The sequence below is a fragment of the Leeia speluncae genome (assembly GCF_020564625.1).
Taxonomy (GTDB): Bacteria; Pseudomonadota; Gammaproteobacteria; order Burkholderiales; family Leeiaceae; genus Leeia; species Leeia speluncae.
The window spans coordinates 160,549-177,108 of sequence record NZ_JAJBZT010000003.1; the positions used below are offsets into that span (position 1 = coordinate 160,549).

Genomic DNA, 16,560 nt, shown 5'->3' on the forward strand with positions numbered 1-16,560 from the left:
CTAATTAGGATTTTTTAGCAAAAAGAAAAAACTCTTGGTTACCATCACCACCCTGAATAGGGCTTTCAAACCAACCCAAAATATTTAGGCCAGCTTGTTTGGCTGCTTCTCGAATATTCTCTTCAACCGTTTGGAAAAGACTAGTGTCTCTTACTATGCCCCCTTTTCCCAGCCCTTCCCGTCCTACTTCAAACTGAGGTTTGACCAAACTAAGTATCCAGGCGCCACTTTTCATCAAGGGAACGAGATTTGGCAAAATAAGGGTTTGCGAGATGAAGGAAACATCCATCACAACCCCATCAAATCCACCATTAGGGAAATGCTCCCCTAAATCGGCTTCACTCAGATGGCGCGCATTAATTCCTTCTAGACAGACAATCTCTGGGCGATTTCGTAATTTTGCAGCCAATTGATCATGGCCAACCTCTACACCCACTACTTTTGCCGCGCCTGCTTGCAAGATGCAATCGGTAAAGCCGCCCGTCGACATGCCAACATCTAAAATAATATCGCCGTCTGGGCGAATATTGGATGAACGCAGCGCACCAGCCAGCTTTAGACCGCCACGAGAGGCATAACGGTCTAGTTCATCAGGCACAATATAAAATTGTGCTTTCGGATCAAATTTACCAGCAGGCTTATTACACAGAACACGATCACCAGCGATTTCTAGAAAAACGCGATCGGATTCGATCATTTGTCTCGCCTGACTACGAGACACAGCCAATCCTTGGCTAACCAATAATTGATCTAACCGTGACATTAAAAACGCTCATCGGAACGTAGGTAACGCCATTGTCCAGGGGGAAGATCTCCCAACATAATGCGTCCCACACGAACACGCTTTAATCCGACAACGCGCAAACCAACTAACTCACACATACGACGAATTTGGCGTTTTTTCCCCTCTTGCAAGATAAAACGTAGCTGATCTTGGTTTTGCCACCAAACGCGCGCGGGCTTTAGCTTTTCTCCATCTAAAGATAATCCGTGATTCAGCCTACGTAAGCCTTCTTCGGATAAGCGGCCACTCACACGAACCAAATATTCTTTTTCGAGTTCAGAGGTTTCGCCAATAATTTTTTTAGCAACGCGACCATCTTGGGTAAGTACTAATAAACCGACGGAATCAATATCCAGACGTCCAGCAGGCGCTAGTCCACGGGTATGAGAAGGGCTAAATTGGATACCGCTACGATCACCAGGAAAGTGATTCTCAGCAGTAATCAGGGTTGCGGCGGGCTTATAGCCATCTTCCGCCTGGCCTGAAACATAACCAACCGGCTTATTCAGCAAAATAGTAACGCGATTAGCTTGTTGTCGACTGGCCTCTTTTGCCAGTTCGATTTTTTGATTCGGCAATATTTTGGAGCCAAGCTCACTGATGATTTGGCCGTCCACTCGGACTAAGCCTTGCGCAATATACTCATCCGCTTCGCGTCTTGAGCATAAACCTAACTCTGCCATGCGCTTACTTAAACGGACGGGTTCCATAATGATTCCTGCACATAATAAACAAGGAATTATAACCTATGGCTGCACATCCGTTTAAGGCAATCTGATAGTTGGACTCTGGCTATGGTTGTTTTTGCCTAATTCCTAAAACAGCTTGGTTTCTTAGTGTCTTCAACAAGGTAAGCGATTTAGCGGTCAGGTTTAAGGTATTTGCCGTCGCTTGATCCCCATAAAACATACCAATCGCTTTTTTATCGATGATGACAGGTAGCACCACAAATGCTTCAGCTCTTACATGCGTTTTAAACCACTGTGGCACTCGCTCTGATAACGATCCTGTCTTTACATCATCAATTTGAATATCCAAGTTTTTGGACATTGATAATTGAAACACATCATGCACGCCATCTAATGGGACCGAAAAGTATTGCTTCATTTCGGGGATATCCGCGCCATAGCCAAAACGGGCAACGAGTTTTCCTGCTCGTACATCTTTCATACAGAAAAGAACACGCCTAAAGCCAACACCGCGATACATGGTTTCCAAAATCATATTGATTAGATCGTTGAGTTTGTAATCACTCACTAATGTATTGGTAATATCTTGTACGCCAGCGGTGAGCACCCCTTCCGTATCAATTGTATCTTGGGTAACCGTATCTACTTCTGCATTCAGAAAGGCTTGTGCGGCTTGCTCTAGGGTATCCCCCAATTCGCCAGACTTCGTTTCAGCACTTTGATACGGCATACCAGCAAATTGCTTGAGCTTATTCACGAACCCACCGCGACCAACATCCACCCCAAAGAAGTGCGCCTCATCTAGTAAAGCATTCAGTCCTTCTTTTAAAAACTCTAAATGTTCGCTTTCAGTAATTGGCACGTGTTTGCTGTATTGCTGATGTAGTGCCGCAATCGATTTATCTCTATCGGTAATCCCTGCAAACATAGCAATTTGCGAAAGCCCTCCGGCATAGTTTGCCGCTAAGCGTATTTGCTCAGCATCGCCTCTAGGAGTTGGGACACTATCTTTAAATGGGGTCATCGCCTTGATTAACTTATCAGGGAATCGCCACTCTTTTGAAACACAAAGCCCTAGTTCAGAAAAGTCCACCCCCAGCACTTGCATAGCGGCTTGTTGCTCCGTTTGCCCTTGCTGCATCCGTTTAACAATTTCTTGATATTCTTCATTCAGGTAATAAGCAGCTAAGAGCTTACCCATGTGATAGAACATCCCACAGATAAAACTTTCTTCTCCAGTTCGCAACCCTACTTTTTTTGCGGCTTTTCTCGCTAACAAACCACTTAAAAAGCTTCCTACAATCAGGTCTTTCAGGTTGGTAGCTTGCTGCCTATTTTGCAGATGCTCGAAGACGATTAAGCTAATCGCCAAGTTACGAACCGTATCAAATCCTAAAATTAATACTGCGCGGGAAATGGTACTAATCGTGCCACCAAACTGCCCGTAAACTGCCGAATTCACTAAACGAAGTAGTTTATTCGTGAGTGAAAAATCATGCAGAATCGTTTCCGCAAGCCGATGAATACTTTCTGCATCTGCCGCGACGAGTTTATTAATAGAAGTGATTGACTGTGATAATGCAGGAAAATCTTGTGAGTGCTTTAGTCGACGAAGTAAGAACTCCAGTGTCGGAGAATATGCAGCGGTTTCTGCACCGTTTTCTCCCGGCGTCAAAAAGCTCTGTAAAGCGGTTTGCATGTCGTTTGCAGAAGCATATCGCTCGGTCGCATTTTTATTTAATGCCACCATCAAAATATGATCCATTCGCTCTGGCACTGCCGCCAATACTTGGCTTGGCGGAACAACGGCCACATTGGCAATACGATTCAACACCTCAAACGTATTACTCCCCTCAAAAGGGTTTCGCCCGGTCATTAATTCGTAGCCCAGCACACCCACAGAAAAAATATCCGCATTAATGGCGGCGGGTCTGCCCGAAACATATTCTGGGGCCATGTATTGCACAGTGCCCGATGCCGCAGAGGTATTGGATTGATTCGCAGGCACTGCAATACCAAAATCCATTAACCTTGCGTGCCCGTTTGCGTCTAGCATCACGTTCGCGGGTTTGATATCGCGGTGAAGAATTCCTTTTTCGTGTGCAGCACCTAGACCAGACAGGATTTCGGCAATCACCCCAGCAGCCTTAACAGGCTCCATTGCCCCATTGGCATCCATCCAATCTTTTAGCGATTGGCCTTCAACATATTCAAAAACCAAGACATGGCCTTTGTCATGCTCAACCACATCAAATAATTGAACAATAGAAGGATGTTGGAGTTGGCTGACAATTCTAGCCTCCCCTAACAATGCTTCACGATGGCGAGTGTCTGTCCCTTTGGTCAGCAATTCTTTAATTGCGACCATTCTCCCTAACATCGGGTCATTTGCAAGCCAGACTCTGCCTTGGGCTCCCTGCCCCAATGGTTTGACGAGTTCAAATCGTCCAATTTTATCTGCCATTATTTTTTTATATCCGGCATGTGAAAAAACGTAAACGCTACTACTTAAGTGTAAACGACTAAAATCACAAGGGACATATCACGCCAGCTAAAAAAAGCGATTTTTCTTCGTTCAGACCAAAAAAAAGCCCCTTTTAGTGGTGGTTATCCACTTGCAGGGGCATTTTATGCGCTAATTATTACTGAATTAAGGAGTTGGAACAGGTAATTTGCCGCCAAGCGCCTTATATAGAACAATTCGGTTAGCTTGCATGCTTAATAATAAATTGGCATGCGTAATCCGAGCTGTTTCTAAACTTCTTTCGGTTTCTAGCAAACTGAGGTAGCTATCAATCCCACTACGGTAACGCGCATCCGCCAGTTTGTAAGCAGCTTCAGCAGCTTTTAGTTGCCCACTTACTGCATCATATTGCTGCTGTAATTGGGATCTTGTTGCTAATGCATCTGCCACTTCTTTAAACGCTGTTTGAATTTGCTTTTCATAAGTAGCGACTTGGATGTTTTTAGTGACTTCAGCCACATCGCGTTGTGCACTTAGCTTGCCAGCGTTAAAGATGGGTAGTGAAATTTGTGGCACAAAACGCCAGATACCCGTTCCGTTATCGAACAAGTCTCCCAAACTATTGCTTGCTGAGCCTGCAAATCCGGTTAGGCTAATCGTTGGGAAAAATGCCGCTTTAGCTGCACCAATATTTGCATTTGCTGACTTCAGATTATGTTCCGCCTCTTGAATATCTGGACGGTTATTTAATAAATCTGAAGGCAAGCCCGCAGGCACATCCATCACGAGTGGCGCTTGAATATCTTCTGCGCTTGGCAGTAGATTTTCTGGCACCTCATCACCCACCAATAATCTGAGTGCATTTCGGTCTAGCTGCACTTGCCCTTGGTAACCCAAGTAGCTTGAACGGCTCGCTTGTAATGCAGTTTCAGCTTGACGCAACTCTACTTCGGAACTCACACCACGATCAACACGGGCTTTGGTCAAATCATAAGTTTTACGATAGCTATCGAATGACTTGCGACTTTCTTGCAGTGCAAACAAGTCAGAAGATAATTGCATCCAAGCTTGAACGGTAGTAGAAACTAGCGAAATCTGCGCAGATTGGTGAGCAGATTCTGTCCCCAAATACGTTTCAAGCGCAGAATCTTTTAGGCTTCTCACACGTCCCCAGAAGTCTAATTCGTAGCTTGCCATCGTCAAACCAGCTTCATAAGAATGGCTCACCCCACCACCGTCTAGTTTCCCTTGGGCGGTTTGGCTAAATGTACCGTTCACTGAAGGCAGTAAATCTGACTTGGTAATTTGGTATTGCGCCCGAGCAGACTCGATATTTAACGCAGTTAGCTTCACATCACGATTATTCTTTAAGGCTAAGGCAATCACTTGCTTTAGCTTGTCAGATTCGATAACGGATGTCCATGCCTGCGATTCAACACTCGAACCGCCCATTTCCCCTGGGAAACCAACTGGAATCGGTGCTTTCGGCTGCTGATAATCTGGCGCCATGGTGCCACAACCGGCCAGCAGCAGGCCGGATGCGACTAGCGTTAAAGCTAGATGTTTCATGAATGCGTTTCCTCCTCGCTGTTAGCAGAATGATCTGCTCCAGAAACGACAGCGCGTTTTGGCTTAAATACTTTACGAATCAGCACAAAGAATAGCGGTACAAAGAATAGACCTAATACGGTTGCCGATAACATACCACCCAACACACTCGTACCAATCGCATGCTGACTGCCCGAGCCTGCGCCATTACTGATGGCGAGTGGCAATACACCCAAAGCAAACGCTAGCGAGGTCATCAAGATTGGACGTAGACGTAGTTTGACCGCCGTCAGTGTCGCATCGATCAGCTCTTTGCCTTCTTCTAATTGGTGCTGTGCAAATTCAACGATCAAAATCGCATTCTTTGCTGATAGACCAATCGTAGTTAACAAGCCCACTTGGAAGTAAATGTCATTCGACAATCCGCGGACAAAAGTCGCAAGTAAGGCACCTAACACACCAAGAGGCACTATCAAAATCACCGCAAATGGAATTGACCAGCTCTCGTAAAGTGCCGCCAACGACAAGAACACCACTAAGATAGACAAGGAATACAACAGGGTTGTCTGACTTCCAGAGTCTAATTCTTCAGAAGAAATACCTGACCACTCATAACCCACACCTGGCGGTAATTTAGCAATCATTTCTTCCATAGCCTTCATTGCTTGACCAGTCGACTTACCTGGACCTGCCATCCCTTGAATGTTCACAGAAGGGCTGCCGTTGTAACGCTCAAGTCTTGGAGAACCATAATCCCAAGTCATACTAGAGAAAGCGGAGAATGGCACCATATCACCCGCGGTATTTTTCACATACCATTTGCTCAAGTCTTCTGGTTTCATGCGGCTGTCTGTCGAACCTTGTAAATACACTTTCTTCACACGACCGCGATCCAAGAAGTCATTCACATAGCTACTACCCCAAGCCGTACTAATCACACTGTTGATATCAGAAATAGATAACCCAAGTGCTTGCGCTTTTTGTTGGTCTACATCAATGCGCAACTGTGGTGAGTCCTCCATCCCGTTAGGACGAACGGCCATCACATCTTTACTTTGTGAAGCCATCCCCAACAGCATGTTTCGCGCATTCATCAAGCCTTCGTGACCCAAACCGCCACGATCTTGCAACTGCAAATCGAAACCGTTAGCCGTACCTAATTCCAACACAGCAGGTGGCGCGAAAGCAAAAACAAAGGCATCACGTAATGAGCCAAGCGCGCCCATTGCACGACCAGCAATTGCTGCTACGTTTTGATCTGGACGATGACGTTGGCTCCAATCATTCAACCGAACAAAGCCAATCGCCATGTTCTGACCACTACCAGCAAAACTAAAGCCAGACACCGTGAAAATGCTCTTTACGTTTTCCTTTTCTTTGTTGAGGAAATATTGCTCAACGTTATCTACCACTTTCATCGTACGCTCTTGCGTAGCACCAGTTGGCAACTGAATCATGGTAAACATGATGCCCTGATCTTCATCCGGCAAGAATGAAGTCGGTAGACGCATCATCATGTATGACATCCCTGCCACCATCACCACGAAGACAATCATAAAGCGAATGCCACGTTTCAATACACCACCAACCCAGCGCTGATAACGCTGTGTGCCATTATCAAACCAACGGTTAAACCATCCAAAGAACCCGCGGTCAGCGTATGCATGGCCTTTTGCAACAGGTTTTAACAAGGTCGCACATAGCGCGGGGGTTAGCGTCATCGCCACTAACACCGACAGGGCCATAGAAGACACAATCGTGATAGAGAACTGGCGATAAATCACACCGGTAGAACCACCGAAGAACGCCATTGGCACAAACACCGCTGACAGCACTAAGGCGATACCCACCAACGCGCTAGTAATCTGGCGCATCGATTTACGTGTGGCTTCTTTTGGAGAAAGCCCCTCTTCGGACATAATCCGTTCGACGTTCTCCACCACCACAATCGCATCATCGACCAAGAGACCAATGGCGAGCACCATCCCGAACATCGTTAGTGTGTTAATCGAGTAACCTGACGCATATAAAATGCCCAGCGTACCCAATAACACCACAGGGACAGCAATCGTCGGAATCAGTGTTGCGCGGAAATTCTGCAAGAATAACCACATTACCAAGAACACTAGCACAACCGCTTCCGCCAGCGTTTTAATCACTTCTTCAATCGAAATTTGAATAAATGGCGTTGTATCGTAAGGAATTTCAGAAGAAATACCGGTTGGGAAGAAACCTTTTAACTCTTCCAGTTTTGCTTTCACCAATTTGCTGGTTTCAAGCGCATTCGCACCGGTTGCTAACTTAATACCAATACCAGCAGCTGGCTTGCCATTTAGACGAGAAACAACATCATAACTTTCAGAACCAATACCAACGCGCGCAACGTCTTTTAGACGAACCGCGGCACCATCACTAGTGGTTTTCAGTAAGATATTTTCAAACTGTTCTGCTGTTTGCAAACGGCTTTGCACCGTGACCACGGCGTTCAGTTGCTGACCTTTTACCGCAGGCAAACTACCCAATTGACCCGCACTAACTTGCGTGTTCTGCGCTTCGAGTGCAGATTTCACTTCCGCCGGTGTTAATTGGTAAGATTGCAATTTTGCTGGATCCATCCAAATACGCATCGCGTACTGAGCACCAAACAACTGCACTTCACCCACACCATCCACACGGCTTAATACATCCACCAAGTTACTTGATGCATAGTCAGCTAAGTCGATATTGCTACGTTTGCCATCGGTTGAAACAATACCAATCACCATCATGAAGTTCATGGCGGCTTTGTTTACCTGCACACCTTGATCTTGCACTTCTTGTGGCAAGGAAGACATTGCTTGCTGCAGTTTATTTTGAACCTGAACCTGCGCAATATCTGGGTTAGTACCTGCTTCAAAGGTTAGCGTAATGCTAATTTGACCATTACTCGAACTAGTAGACTTCATATACTTCAGTCCATCTAGCCCCTTCATTTTCTGTTCAATTACCTGAGTCACCGCATCTTCAGCAGCTTTTGAAGACGCACCTGGATAAGTAGCAGAAATTGCCACGGATGGTGGCGCGATGTTCGGATACTGTGCAACTGGCAGCTGTTCCATAGACAGCACACCGGCAAGCATAATCAGTATCGAAACAACCCATGCGAAAATGGGCCGATCAATAAAAAAGCGAGCCATCAGTTAATCCTTACTGTTTAGCAGGTTGTTTAGCAGCAGGTGCAGCAATCGTTACTTCGGCACCCGGTGCGATTTTTTGTAGACCTTCTGTCACGACTTTATCGCCCACAACTACACCACTGCTCACTAACCATTTATCACCCATCGAGCGTTCCACTTTAAGAACGCGCTGCTCGATCTTGTTGCCTTTACCAACAACCATCGCAACCGCTTCACCAGTTGGTGTACGTGTCACGCTTTGTTGCGGCACCAAAATACCATTTTGGCGAACACCCTCTTCAAGAGAGGCTTTCACAAACATGCCTGGCAGTAAGTCACGTTTTGGGTTCGGGAAAATAGCGCGAAGCGTAATCGTGCCAGTGCTCGTATCAACAGACACATCTTTAAAGGCTAACTTACCGGCTAATGGATATTGAGAACCGTCTTCTAATTTCAGATGCACTTTTGCATCCGACTCAGCCTGCAATTTGCCATTGGCTAATTGCTGCTTCAGTGCAAACCACTCTTTAGACGTTTGGGTGAGATCCACATAGATTGGATCAAGCTGTTGAACGGTCGCCAAGGCGGTGGTCTGGTTAGCAGTCACCAGCGCACCGGTTGTGACGCTAGATTTACCCACCTTGCCGCTAATTGGGGACAATACTTTGGTGTAATTCAGATTAATTCTAGCGGTCTGCACTGCAGCTTTATTGCTAGCCACATCGGCCAGTGCGGTTTTGTATGCAGCGGTTGCATCATCAGTATCTTGCTTACTCACCGCATTGATTTTTACCAACTCACTCATGCGATCAGATTTGGCTTTTGCGCTCAGCAGCGTGGCTTCCGCTTTTGCTAATGCTGCTTGCGCACTATCAAATGCTGCTTGAAAACTATCTGGTTCGATTTGATAAAGTGGCTCACCAGCTTTTACTTCTGCACCTTCAGTAAATAAGCGTTTACGGATAATGCCATTCACTTGCGGGCGGATTTCTGCAACTTCTGCCGCCACTGTACGACCAGCCAACTCGGACGCCATTGTTAGCGGTTGGGCTTTCACTTCTTCAACCGCTACTTCAGGCTTTGCTCCGCCCATTCCGTGGCCAGCTTGCCCACCCTCTTGTTGACCGCAAGCAGTCAATAGCACCCCAATTGCACCTGTTAACAGAAGCCCTGAGGATTGTTGCAAATACCTTTTTCGCATGGCGAAGCTCTCCCAAAAAACCAAATGTGTAAATTATTTGCGGCAGATCAAAAATTAGATTGAGCGTTCATTCTAAATTGGTTTACAATTTTAGGCAATGATAGTAATTAGCATCCACAACATTTTTTACAACTACTTAGCAACTTCTAAAGTACAGCGAAAAAATAAGTAAAAAAAAGGGAATTCCGTTAGAATACAGCCCCTTATGGAGAAAGACATGAGCGAAAAACCAGCGAAACCACAAGTACGCAACGAGCAACGGTGTGATCAGATCCTCACCGCGGCAACCACTTGCTTTCGCCAATACGGTTTTCACAAAGCAAGCATGTCCATTATTGCTAAAGAAGCCAGCATGAGTGTTGGCCACATTTATCATTACTTCGAAAACAAAGAATCCATCATTACCGCCATCTCAGAAAAAGACCAAGCAAAACATAATGAGATGTTTGCTAAGTTTATTGCGGCAGAAGATCCGTTAGAAAGCATGCTTGATCATTTAGATGAAGGCATGAATGACTGTACAAACAGAGAACAAACCACCCTCATGCTAGAGGTGTGGGCAGAAGCATCTAGAAACATTAGTCTTCATCAAATTCTATCGAAATTTGATGAAGAAATTCGCGATCAACTCACTGAAATTATCGCGAAATCCATCGCAGCAAATCATCTTCCGAGTAAATCGAAAGAGGAATTAAAAACCAAAGCCAACATGATGATGGCCATGTTTGAAGGGATCATGTTAAGAAGCCACATGAATCCAGAAATGAACCCCCATCTATTAATTGGCGAACTTCGCACGCTGATTAAAGCGCTCATCCTAACCTAGCACTCGCGCTTTAACTTTCCCATTTATTAGGCCGGCTGCAACACCCCATCCACCAAACGCAATGCGCCATTAGCCATCTTATTGGCTAGTTCAATATCGTGAGTAACCAGAAGTAATGCGGTACCCATTTCTTGATTCAGGGACAGCATCTCATCAAAAACCATTTGCGCATTTTCCCTATCCAAATTACCTGTTGGCTCATCAGCCAACAGGCAAGCAGGTTTAGTTACCATCGCTCTTGCAATTGCGGTTCTTTGACGCTCACCACCAGATAACTCACCCGGTTTATGGGCAACACGTTTTTGTAATCCCACTTTTGCCAACATCTCTTTTGCCGCTTTTAGGGCGTCAACTGGATTCACTCGCCGAATCAGCAAAGGCATGGCTACATTTTCTTCAGCGGTAAGCTCTGGTAATAAATGATGAAACTGATAAACAAAACCCAGAGAACGATTTCTTAATCGCCCCCGTGCGGCTTCGCTAAGCGATGAAAACCGTTCACCAGCTAACATCACTTCACCCTGATCAGGCTTATCTAGTCCACCCAGCAGATGTAACAAGGTACTTTTACCCGAGCCTGAGCTCCCTACAATCGCTTTCATTTCGCCGGGCAATAAGGATAAATCAACGGCTTTTAATACATCAACCGCAGTTGTCCCCTTGCCAAAACATTTACCAAGGTGAAGCGCAGATAAAATTGGCGTGGAATTACTCATAACGCAGCGCCTCCGCAGGTTGCACGCGAGAAGCTCGCCAGCTTGGATACAAAGTCGCAACAAGAGAAAGACTGAGCGCAATCATCGTTACCACACTCACATCCCCCCAATGCAGATCACTTGGCAATTCGCTCACAAAATAAACCTCTTTTGAAAGAAAATGCACGCCCAGCACCCGCTCTAACCATGGCACAACGACATCAATATTTAATGATAAGGACACGCCTCCCACCACACCAAGCAAAGTACCAATAAATCCAGTTAGAGAACCTTGAATCATAAAGATACCCATAATGCTGGAGGGGCTAGCACCAAGCGTTCGCAAGATAGCAATATCCGATTGTTTATCCGTCACCGACATCACCAGTGTCGATACCAAATTAAATGCAGCCACCGCCACAATCAAGGTAAGAATAATGAACATCATGGTTTTTTCGATTTGTACCGCACGGAAATAGGTCGCGTTTTGCAGTGTCCAATCGGTTGCATAAGCATCCCGTGGCAGATCGCGTAATATTTCTTGGCGAATAAAAGGCGCGCGGTCTGGGTCATCCACCTTTACGCGAATCCCCGTCACATCATCCCCCAAGCGGTAAAGTTTTTGCGCATCTTTTAAATGAATCATCGCGAGTGCGGCATCGTACTCATATAGATCCATATTAAAAATTCCGCTGACTTTAAATTGTTTCATGCGCGGCATCACGCCCGCAGGTGTCACTTGGCCATCTGGCGCAACAAGCACCACTTTATCCCCGACAAAAACCCCCAACTGACGCGCTAACTCACTACCCAAAACAATATTAAAGCTGCCAGGCATCAAGGTTTCAAATTTACCCTGCTCCATGTGATGACCAATATCCACCACCTTATTTTCTTCGCCAGGTAATACACCACGAATCATGGCCCCGCGAACATTAGACTCCCAAGTTAATAGCCCTTGAGAGAAGATAAAGGGCGCAGCCCCTTTTACATGCTCATTCTTCCGCACCGATTGCAGTACCTGCGGCCAAGCGGCTAGCTGTGGATTTCCACCCACTTCAATATGGGAGGCACCTCCCAATAACTTGGCACGAATATCCTTTTGAAAACCATTCATCACAGAAAGAACGGTAATCAACGCTAGCACACCTAAAGCGATACCCAGCATGGAGGCTAATGAAATAAAGGAAATAAAGTGATTACGCCGCTTCGCGCGGGTATAACGTAAACCTAAAAGCAGCTCAAAATAACGCACAAATAAACCTTATCAGGAACAAAGTCGATGTCGACGACATTGAAAGCTATGATACTTGCCTATTGAAAATGGTTCCAGCCAACAGAGGACGAACAAGCCCTTTATACCTTACAATTCTGACAAATTCACTTCGCCCAACGGCTTTCTTTATGCCTAACAAACTTAGCACCCATTTTCTCGCTTCCCGTCCACAATTTTTTTCACTTAGCCTAGTCGGCATGCTATTAGGCATTGCCAGTCAGTCACAAACTTACGTTTGGTGGTTAAATGCCCTCGCGATTCTGTGTGTATTGTTTGTGCATGCGGGTGCCAATTTAATTAACGATGTGGCAGACGAAGAAAATGGTACCGACAGAATAAACGAAGAAAGAATCACCCCATTTACAGGCGGCAGTCGCTTCATCCAAGATCAGTTGCTGCATATTAAAGAAATACGCTTCAGCGCCTACCTCTGCTTTGGTGTCGCAGCAGTGCTTGGCTTAATTATTTGCAGTCAGCGACCGCAATTAGTAGGAATCGGCTTAGTCGGTATGGTGCTTGCCTGGGGCTACTCCGCAAAGCCATTACAATTAAATAGCCGTGGCTTAGGAGAAATTGCCCTCTTTCTCTCATTTGGGGCAATTCCTTTTGGATTTAGTTTACTGTCGACTTCAGCAACACCAGCAAACCTTTGTCTGGCAGCATATTACGGCTTACAAGCAACCGCCGTTTTATTCTTAAATCAATATCCGGATAGAAAAGCAGACCAGCAAGCAGGCAAACATCACTTGGTGGTGCGAATGGGGGCAGGAAAAGCAACGCTGTTATACCTATTAATGATTCAAATCTGCTTTATGCTGCTACTAGCAATAGCATCACTATCGGGCAATTGGCTAACCATTTCTGCCGCACTGCCACTCATCCTCCAACTATGGTGTTTGCTCACCTTATGGAAAATAAAAGGGAATACGGCAGAGATGAAACCGCTAATCGTCGCTAATATTGCCGCCGCCCATATTGGCACCGTCTTATTAGCAGCGAGCTTTTCACTCATTAACGGCATCAAATAAAAAAGCAGGCCAATGGCCTGCTTTTTTCACACTTCATTTCAATCCATACTTACTTCGGCATAAATGCCTTCAAATGCCGACCAACCGCAATCCAAGCACCTAACCACGAAATTAGCATCACGCTAACTAGCAGAATTAGTCCTTCCAGCACTGGCATGCCAGACAATGCCAAGTCTGTTCCGTATAAATGGGCCAATTGTGTCACGGGTTCATGCAATTGAATGACAGCAAACTCAACTACACCCCAAGCAACAGCACCGCCCAGCAATCCTTGCAATGCCGCAAAATACAAAAATGGTCGACGAATATAGCGATTAGTCGCACCAATTAATTGGCTAACTTCAATTTCATCTTTGCGAAGCAAGATTTGTAAACGTACCGTATTGGCCATAATCACCAGAAGGCCAACACCTAACAGTCCGCCAATCCAAATCACAATAGTTCGACCTAAATGGGCAAATGCAGCCAATCTTTCTACCCACGCAGCGTCGTGAATGACTTCCGCCACTTCTGGCTTTTGCTGCAACACGGGTAGTAATTGCGCAGGCGCATTGATATCGTCAAACTTCACCACAATCGCGTCGGGCAGTGGGTTATCTGGCAATGCATCGCCCAGTTCACCTAATTGCCCACGTTTAATTAAATCTTGAAAAGCGGCATCTCTATCAACGGTTTCCACCTGCACACCAGGTCTTGCTTTGAGATCTGCAATTAACGGCCCCACATTCGCAAGGCGAACCTCTGGTTTTAACATAACGGTTAACTGTGGCGTCACCGGCATATTGGCGACAATTTTTTCACCATTACTAATTAATACCCATAACAAAGCAGGGATCGCCAATGCCACACCAATGACGAGCAAAGTCATCATTAATGCAAATGGCTGACGAAATAAGGAACGAATACTAGTCCCGAGTGCTTGCTGATGCGCCCACCACCATGCCTTCATGCAACCAGTCTCCCTTTATCTAAATGTAAGCGGCGATTGCCGTATCGCGTCAAAATCGCCTCATCATGCGTTGAAATCACGACGGTAGATCCCACCTGATTAAACGCTTTAAATAGCTGCATAATTTCTTCTGCATACTCAGCATCTAAATGCCCAGTCGGCTCATCTGCCAACAAAATACTCGGGCGATTCACGACCGCTCTCGCAATACAAAGACGCTGCTGCTCACCACCAGACAAGGTAATTGGCAATGCTTTTTCGCGATCTAACAGCCCCACTTTATCCAAAGCAGCTCGTACACGTTTTGCCGCCTCTTTTGGCGGATAACCAATAATAGATAGCGGCAACATGACGTTATCAAATACCGAACGATCAAAAAGCAGTTTGTGATCCTGGAAAATCAACCCAAGATTTCTACGTAGAAAAGGGATTGCAACAGGTTTGAGCGATGCCATATTTTGGCCAGCCACAAGCACACTACCGGATGTTGGCCGTTCAATCGCGGCCATCATCTTGAGTAATGTGCTTTTACCCGCACCTGAATGACCTGTAAGAAAAACCATCTCTCCGGCGGCAATATCCAAACTCACCTGATGCAAAGCCTGGTGCCCATCCGGATAACGTTTATTCACCTGACTGAGTTTAATCAGCGACATGAAGATCCCTTCATTACTTATGCGTAGTTAGTTCACGAGTAATGATCAGACACCCTCTTCATCAAAGAGTGCATTCACAAAATCATTTGCGATAAAAGGACGCAAATCGTCTAAGCCTTCACCTACGCCAATAAAGCGCAACGGCACAGGGCGCACTTTAGCAATCGCTGCAATAACACCACCTTTTGCCGTGCCATCAAGTTTCGTCAGAATTAAACCAGACAAATCTAGTGCGTCATCAAATGCTTTTACTTGCTGAACTGCGTTCTGCCCAGTATTTGCGTCTAACACCAATAGAATTTCATGCGGCGCAGTTGGCTCTGCCTTCGTCACCACACGTTTCACCTTTTTAATTTCTTCCATTAGGTGTAGCTGTGTAGGTAAACGGCCAGCGGTATCCACAAGTACCACGTCAATGCCACGTGCTTTCGCCGCATGAATGGCATCAAATGCAACAGCTGCGGGATCACCACCATCTTGCGCAATCACCGTCACATTATTGCGGTCACCCCATGCAAGCAATTGCTCTCGCGCGGCCGCACGGAAAGTATCCCCCGCGGCTAGCAAGACAGATTTACCCTGGCTTTGGAAGTAATGCGTCAATTTACCGATACTAGTGGTTTTACCCGCCCCATTAACGCCAACCATCATAATGACAAAAGGATGGTGAGTAGACACGTTTAAAGGTTGCTCAAGTGGCTGAATCAGCTCGCACAAGGCATCTTTTAGTTCACCTTTTAATGCGGCAGGGTCTTTTAAATCACGTAAGGTCACTTTGTCCCTTACATTTTTTAAAAGACTTGTCGTCGCCTCTACACCCATGTCAGAAGTAAGCAAGACAGTTTCTAGCTCTTCATACAGGTCTTCATCAATCTGACCGCCACCAAATAAACTAGCGATTTGCTTGGTAAACTGCTGACGTGTTTTCGTTAGCCCTTGCTTTAACCGGGCAGCCCAGCCAAGCTTAGGCGCGGCATCTTCTTGCTTGGCAACCGGCGCACTTGCTTCAACAGGTGTTGTATTTTCAACGACATCACTAGACTCGCTAGCAGGCGAATCTACTGGTTTTGATTTATCTTTTTTAAAAAAACTGAACATCCGGTGTTCCTACAACATCCAACAACCCCATATATTGGGGTATAATGGCAAGTTAATTGATTAATTTCATAGGGTTGGCAGTTCATCATTACCTTCATTCAGATTGGTAATGATTGAATAAGTTGCTATTGTACGGAGCGATTGGCAGTTTCGCCATAACTCTTGGCAAAATCCGATGACATTCGTGGTAT

13 protein-coding genes are annotated in these 16,560 nt (G+C 45.7%); 2 read left to right on the forward strand and 11 right to left on the reverse strand.

The features are described 5' to 3' along the window. Nucleotides 1–4: 4 nt before the first annotated feature. The 6 genes from LIN78_RS06700 to LIN78_RS06725 form a co-directional block, all read right to left on the reverse strand. Nucleotides 5–763 (reverse strand): TlyA family RNA methyltransferase, encoded by a 759-nt coding sequence (locus tag LIN78_RS06700; protein ID WP_227179803.1) that lies wholly within the window; start codon nt 761–763, stop codon nt 5–7. After that, entirely contained in the window at nt 763–1,494 is a 732-nt protein-coding gene (locus tag LIN78_RS06705; RefSeq protein WP_227179805.1) for a pseudouridine synthase, read from the reverse strand. The genes LIN78_RS06700 and LIN78_RS06705 overlap by 1 nt, the downstream gene beginning before the upstream one ends. Nucleotides 1,495–1,576: 82 nt before the next feature. Further along, entirely contained in the window at nt 1,577–3,937 is a 2,361-nt protein-coding gene (locus LIN78_RS06710) for a serine/threonine protein kinase (protein WP_227179807.1), read from the reverse strand. A 186-nt stretch (nt 3,938–4,123) separates the two neighbouring features. Continuing rightward, nucleotides 4,124–5,506: an efflux transporter outer membrane subunit gene (locus LIN78_RS06715; RefSeq protein WP_227179809.1), complete on the reverse strand. Its 1,383-nt coding sequence runs from the start codon at nt 5,504–5,506 to the stop codon at nt 4,124–4,126. Next, nucleotides 5,503–8,661, reverse strand: coding sequence for an efflux RND transporter permease subunit (locus LIN78_RS06720; protein WP_227179811.1), 3,159 nt, complete (start codon nt 8,659–8,661; stop codon nt 5,503–5,505). The genes LIN78_RS06715 and LIN78_RS06720 overlap by 4 nt, the downstream gene beginning before the upstream one ends. A 10-nt stretch (nt 8,662–8,671) precedes the next feature. After that, entirely contained in the window at nt 8,672–9,841 is a 1,170-nt protein-coding gene (locus tag LIN78_RS06725) for an efflux RND transporter periplasmic adaptor subunit (RefSeq protein ID WP_227179813.1), read from the reverse strand. A gap of 217 nt (nt 9,842–10,058) precedes the next feature. On the opposite strand from LIN78_RS06725, the gene LIN78_RS06730 reads away from it, so the two are divergent. Continuing rightward, nucleotides 10,059–10,667, forward strand: a complete 609-nt coding sequence (locus LIN78_RS06730) for a TetR/AcrR family transcriptional regulator (protein ID WP_227179815.1) — start codon at nt 10,059–10,061, stop codon at nt 10,665–10,667. Nucleotides 10,668–10,693: 26 nt separating this feature from the next. Here LIN78_RS06730 and LIN78_RS06735 read toward each other — a convergent pair whose 3' ends face one another. Together LIN78_RS06735 and LIN78_RS06740 are read right to left on the reverse strand one after the other, a co-directional pair. After that, a complete protein-coding gene (locus tag LIN78_RS06735) occupies nt 10,694–11,383 on the reverse strand; it encodes an ABC transporter ATP-binding protein (protein WP_227179817.1) in 690 nt (229 codons plus the stop codon). Next, nucleotides 11,376–12,617 carry a lipoprotein-releasing ABC transporter permease subunit gene (locus LIN78_RS06740; RefSeq protein WP_227179819.1) on the reverse strand — a complete coding sequence of 414 codons (1,242 nt, stop codon included), beginning with the start codon at nt 12,615–12,617 and terminating at the stop codon, nt 11,376–11,378. Before LIN78_RS06740 ends, LIN78_RS06735 begins: the two co-directional genes overlap by 8 nt. A 149-nt stretch (nt 12,618–12,766) precedes the next feature. Here LIN78_RS06740 and LIN78_RS06745 point away from each other — a divergent pair, with 149 nt between their 5' ends. Then, complete coding sequence (locus LIN78_RS06745) at nt 12,767–13,666, forward strand: prenyltransferase (protein ID WP_227179821.1); 900 nt, start codon at nt 12,767–12,769, stop codon at nt 13,664–13,666. Between the two features lie 49 nt (nt 13,667–13,715). On the opposite strand, the gene ftsX is transcribed toward LIN78_RS06745, so the two are convergent. From ftsX to ftsY, 3 genes are read right to left on the reverse strand one after another with little or no spacing between them, the layout of a single operon-like run. After that, on the reverse strand, nt 13,716–14,615 hold the full coding sequence (ftsX, locus tag LIN78_RS06750) for a permease-like cell division protein FtsX (protein ID WP_227179823.1): 900 nt from the start codon (nt 14,613–14,615) through the stop codon (nt 13,716–13,718). After that, complete coding sequence (gene ftsE, locus LIN78_RS06755) at nt 14,612–15,265, reverse strand: cell division ATP-binding protein FtsE (RefSeq protein ID WP_227180242.1); 654 nt, start codon at nt 15,263–15,265, stop codon at nt 14,612–14,614. The genes ftsX and ftsE overlap by 4 nt, the downstream gene beginning before the upstream one ends. A 51-nt stretch (nt 15,266–15,316) precedes the next feature. Further along, nucleotides 15,317–16,369 carry a signal recognition particle-docking protein FtsY gene (gene ftsY / locus LIN78_RS06760; RefSeq protein ID WP_227179825.1) on the reverse strand — a complete coding sequence of 351 codons (1,053 nt, stop codon included), beginning with the start codon at nt 16,367–16,369 and terminating at the stop codon, nt 15,317–15,319. Nucleotides 16,370–16,560: the final 191 nt, after the last annotated feature.

Coding starts and splice junctions, on each gene's coding strand:
- LIN78_RS06700 (WP_227179803.1), bottom strand. CDS start 763: ATGTCACGGTTAGATCAATTATTGGTTAGCCAAGGATTGGCTGTGTCT.
- LIN78_RS06705 (WP_227179805.1), bottom strand. CDS start 1,494: ATGGAACCCGTCCGTTTAAGTAAGCGCATGGCAGAGTTAGGTTTATGC.
- LIN78_RS06710 (WP_227179807.1), bottom strand. CDS start 3,937: ATGGCAGATAAAATTGGACGATTTGAACTCGTCAAACCATTGGGGCAG.
- LIN78_RS06715 (WP_227179809.1), bottom strand. CDS start 5,506: ATGAAACATCTAGCTTTAACGCTAGTCGCATCCGGCCTGCTGCTGGCC.
- LIN78_RS06720 (WP_227179811.1), bottom strand. CDS start 8,661: ATGGCTCGCTTTTTTATTGATCGGCCCATTTTCGCATGGGTTGTTTCG.
- LIN78_RS06725 (WP_227179813.1), bottom strand. CDS start 9,841: ATGCGAAAAAGGTATTTGCAACAATCCTCAGGGCTTCTGTTAACAGGT.
- LIN78_RS06730 (WP_227179815.1), top strand. CDS start 10,059: ATGAGCGAAAAACCAGCGAAACCACAAGTACGCAACGAGCAACGGTGT.
- LIN78_RS06735 (WP_227179817.1), bottom strand. CDS start 11,383: ATGAGTAATTCCACGCCAATTTTATCTGCGCTTCACCTTGGTAAATGT.
- LIN78_RS06745 (WP_227179821.1), top strand. CDS start 12,767: ATGCCTAACAAACTTAGCACCCATTTTCTCGCTTCCCGTCCACAATTT.
- ftsX (WP_227179823.1), bottom strand. CDS start 14,615: ATGAAGGCATGGTGGTGGGCGCATCAGCAAGCACTCGGGACTAGTATT.
- ftsY (WP_227179825.1), bottom strand. CDS start 16,369: ATGTTCAGTTTTTTTAAAAAAGATAAATCAAAACCAGTAGATTCGCCT.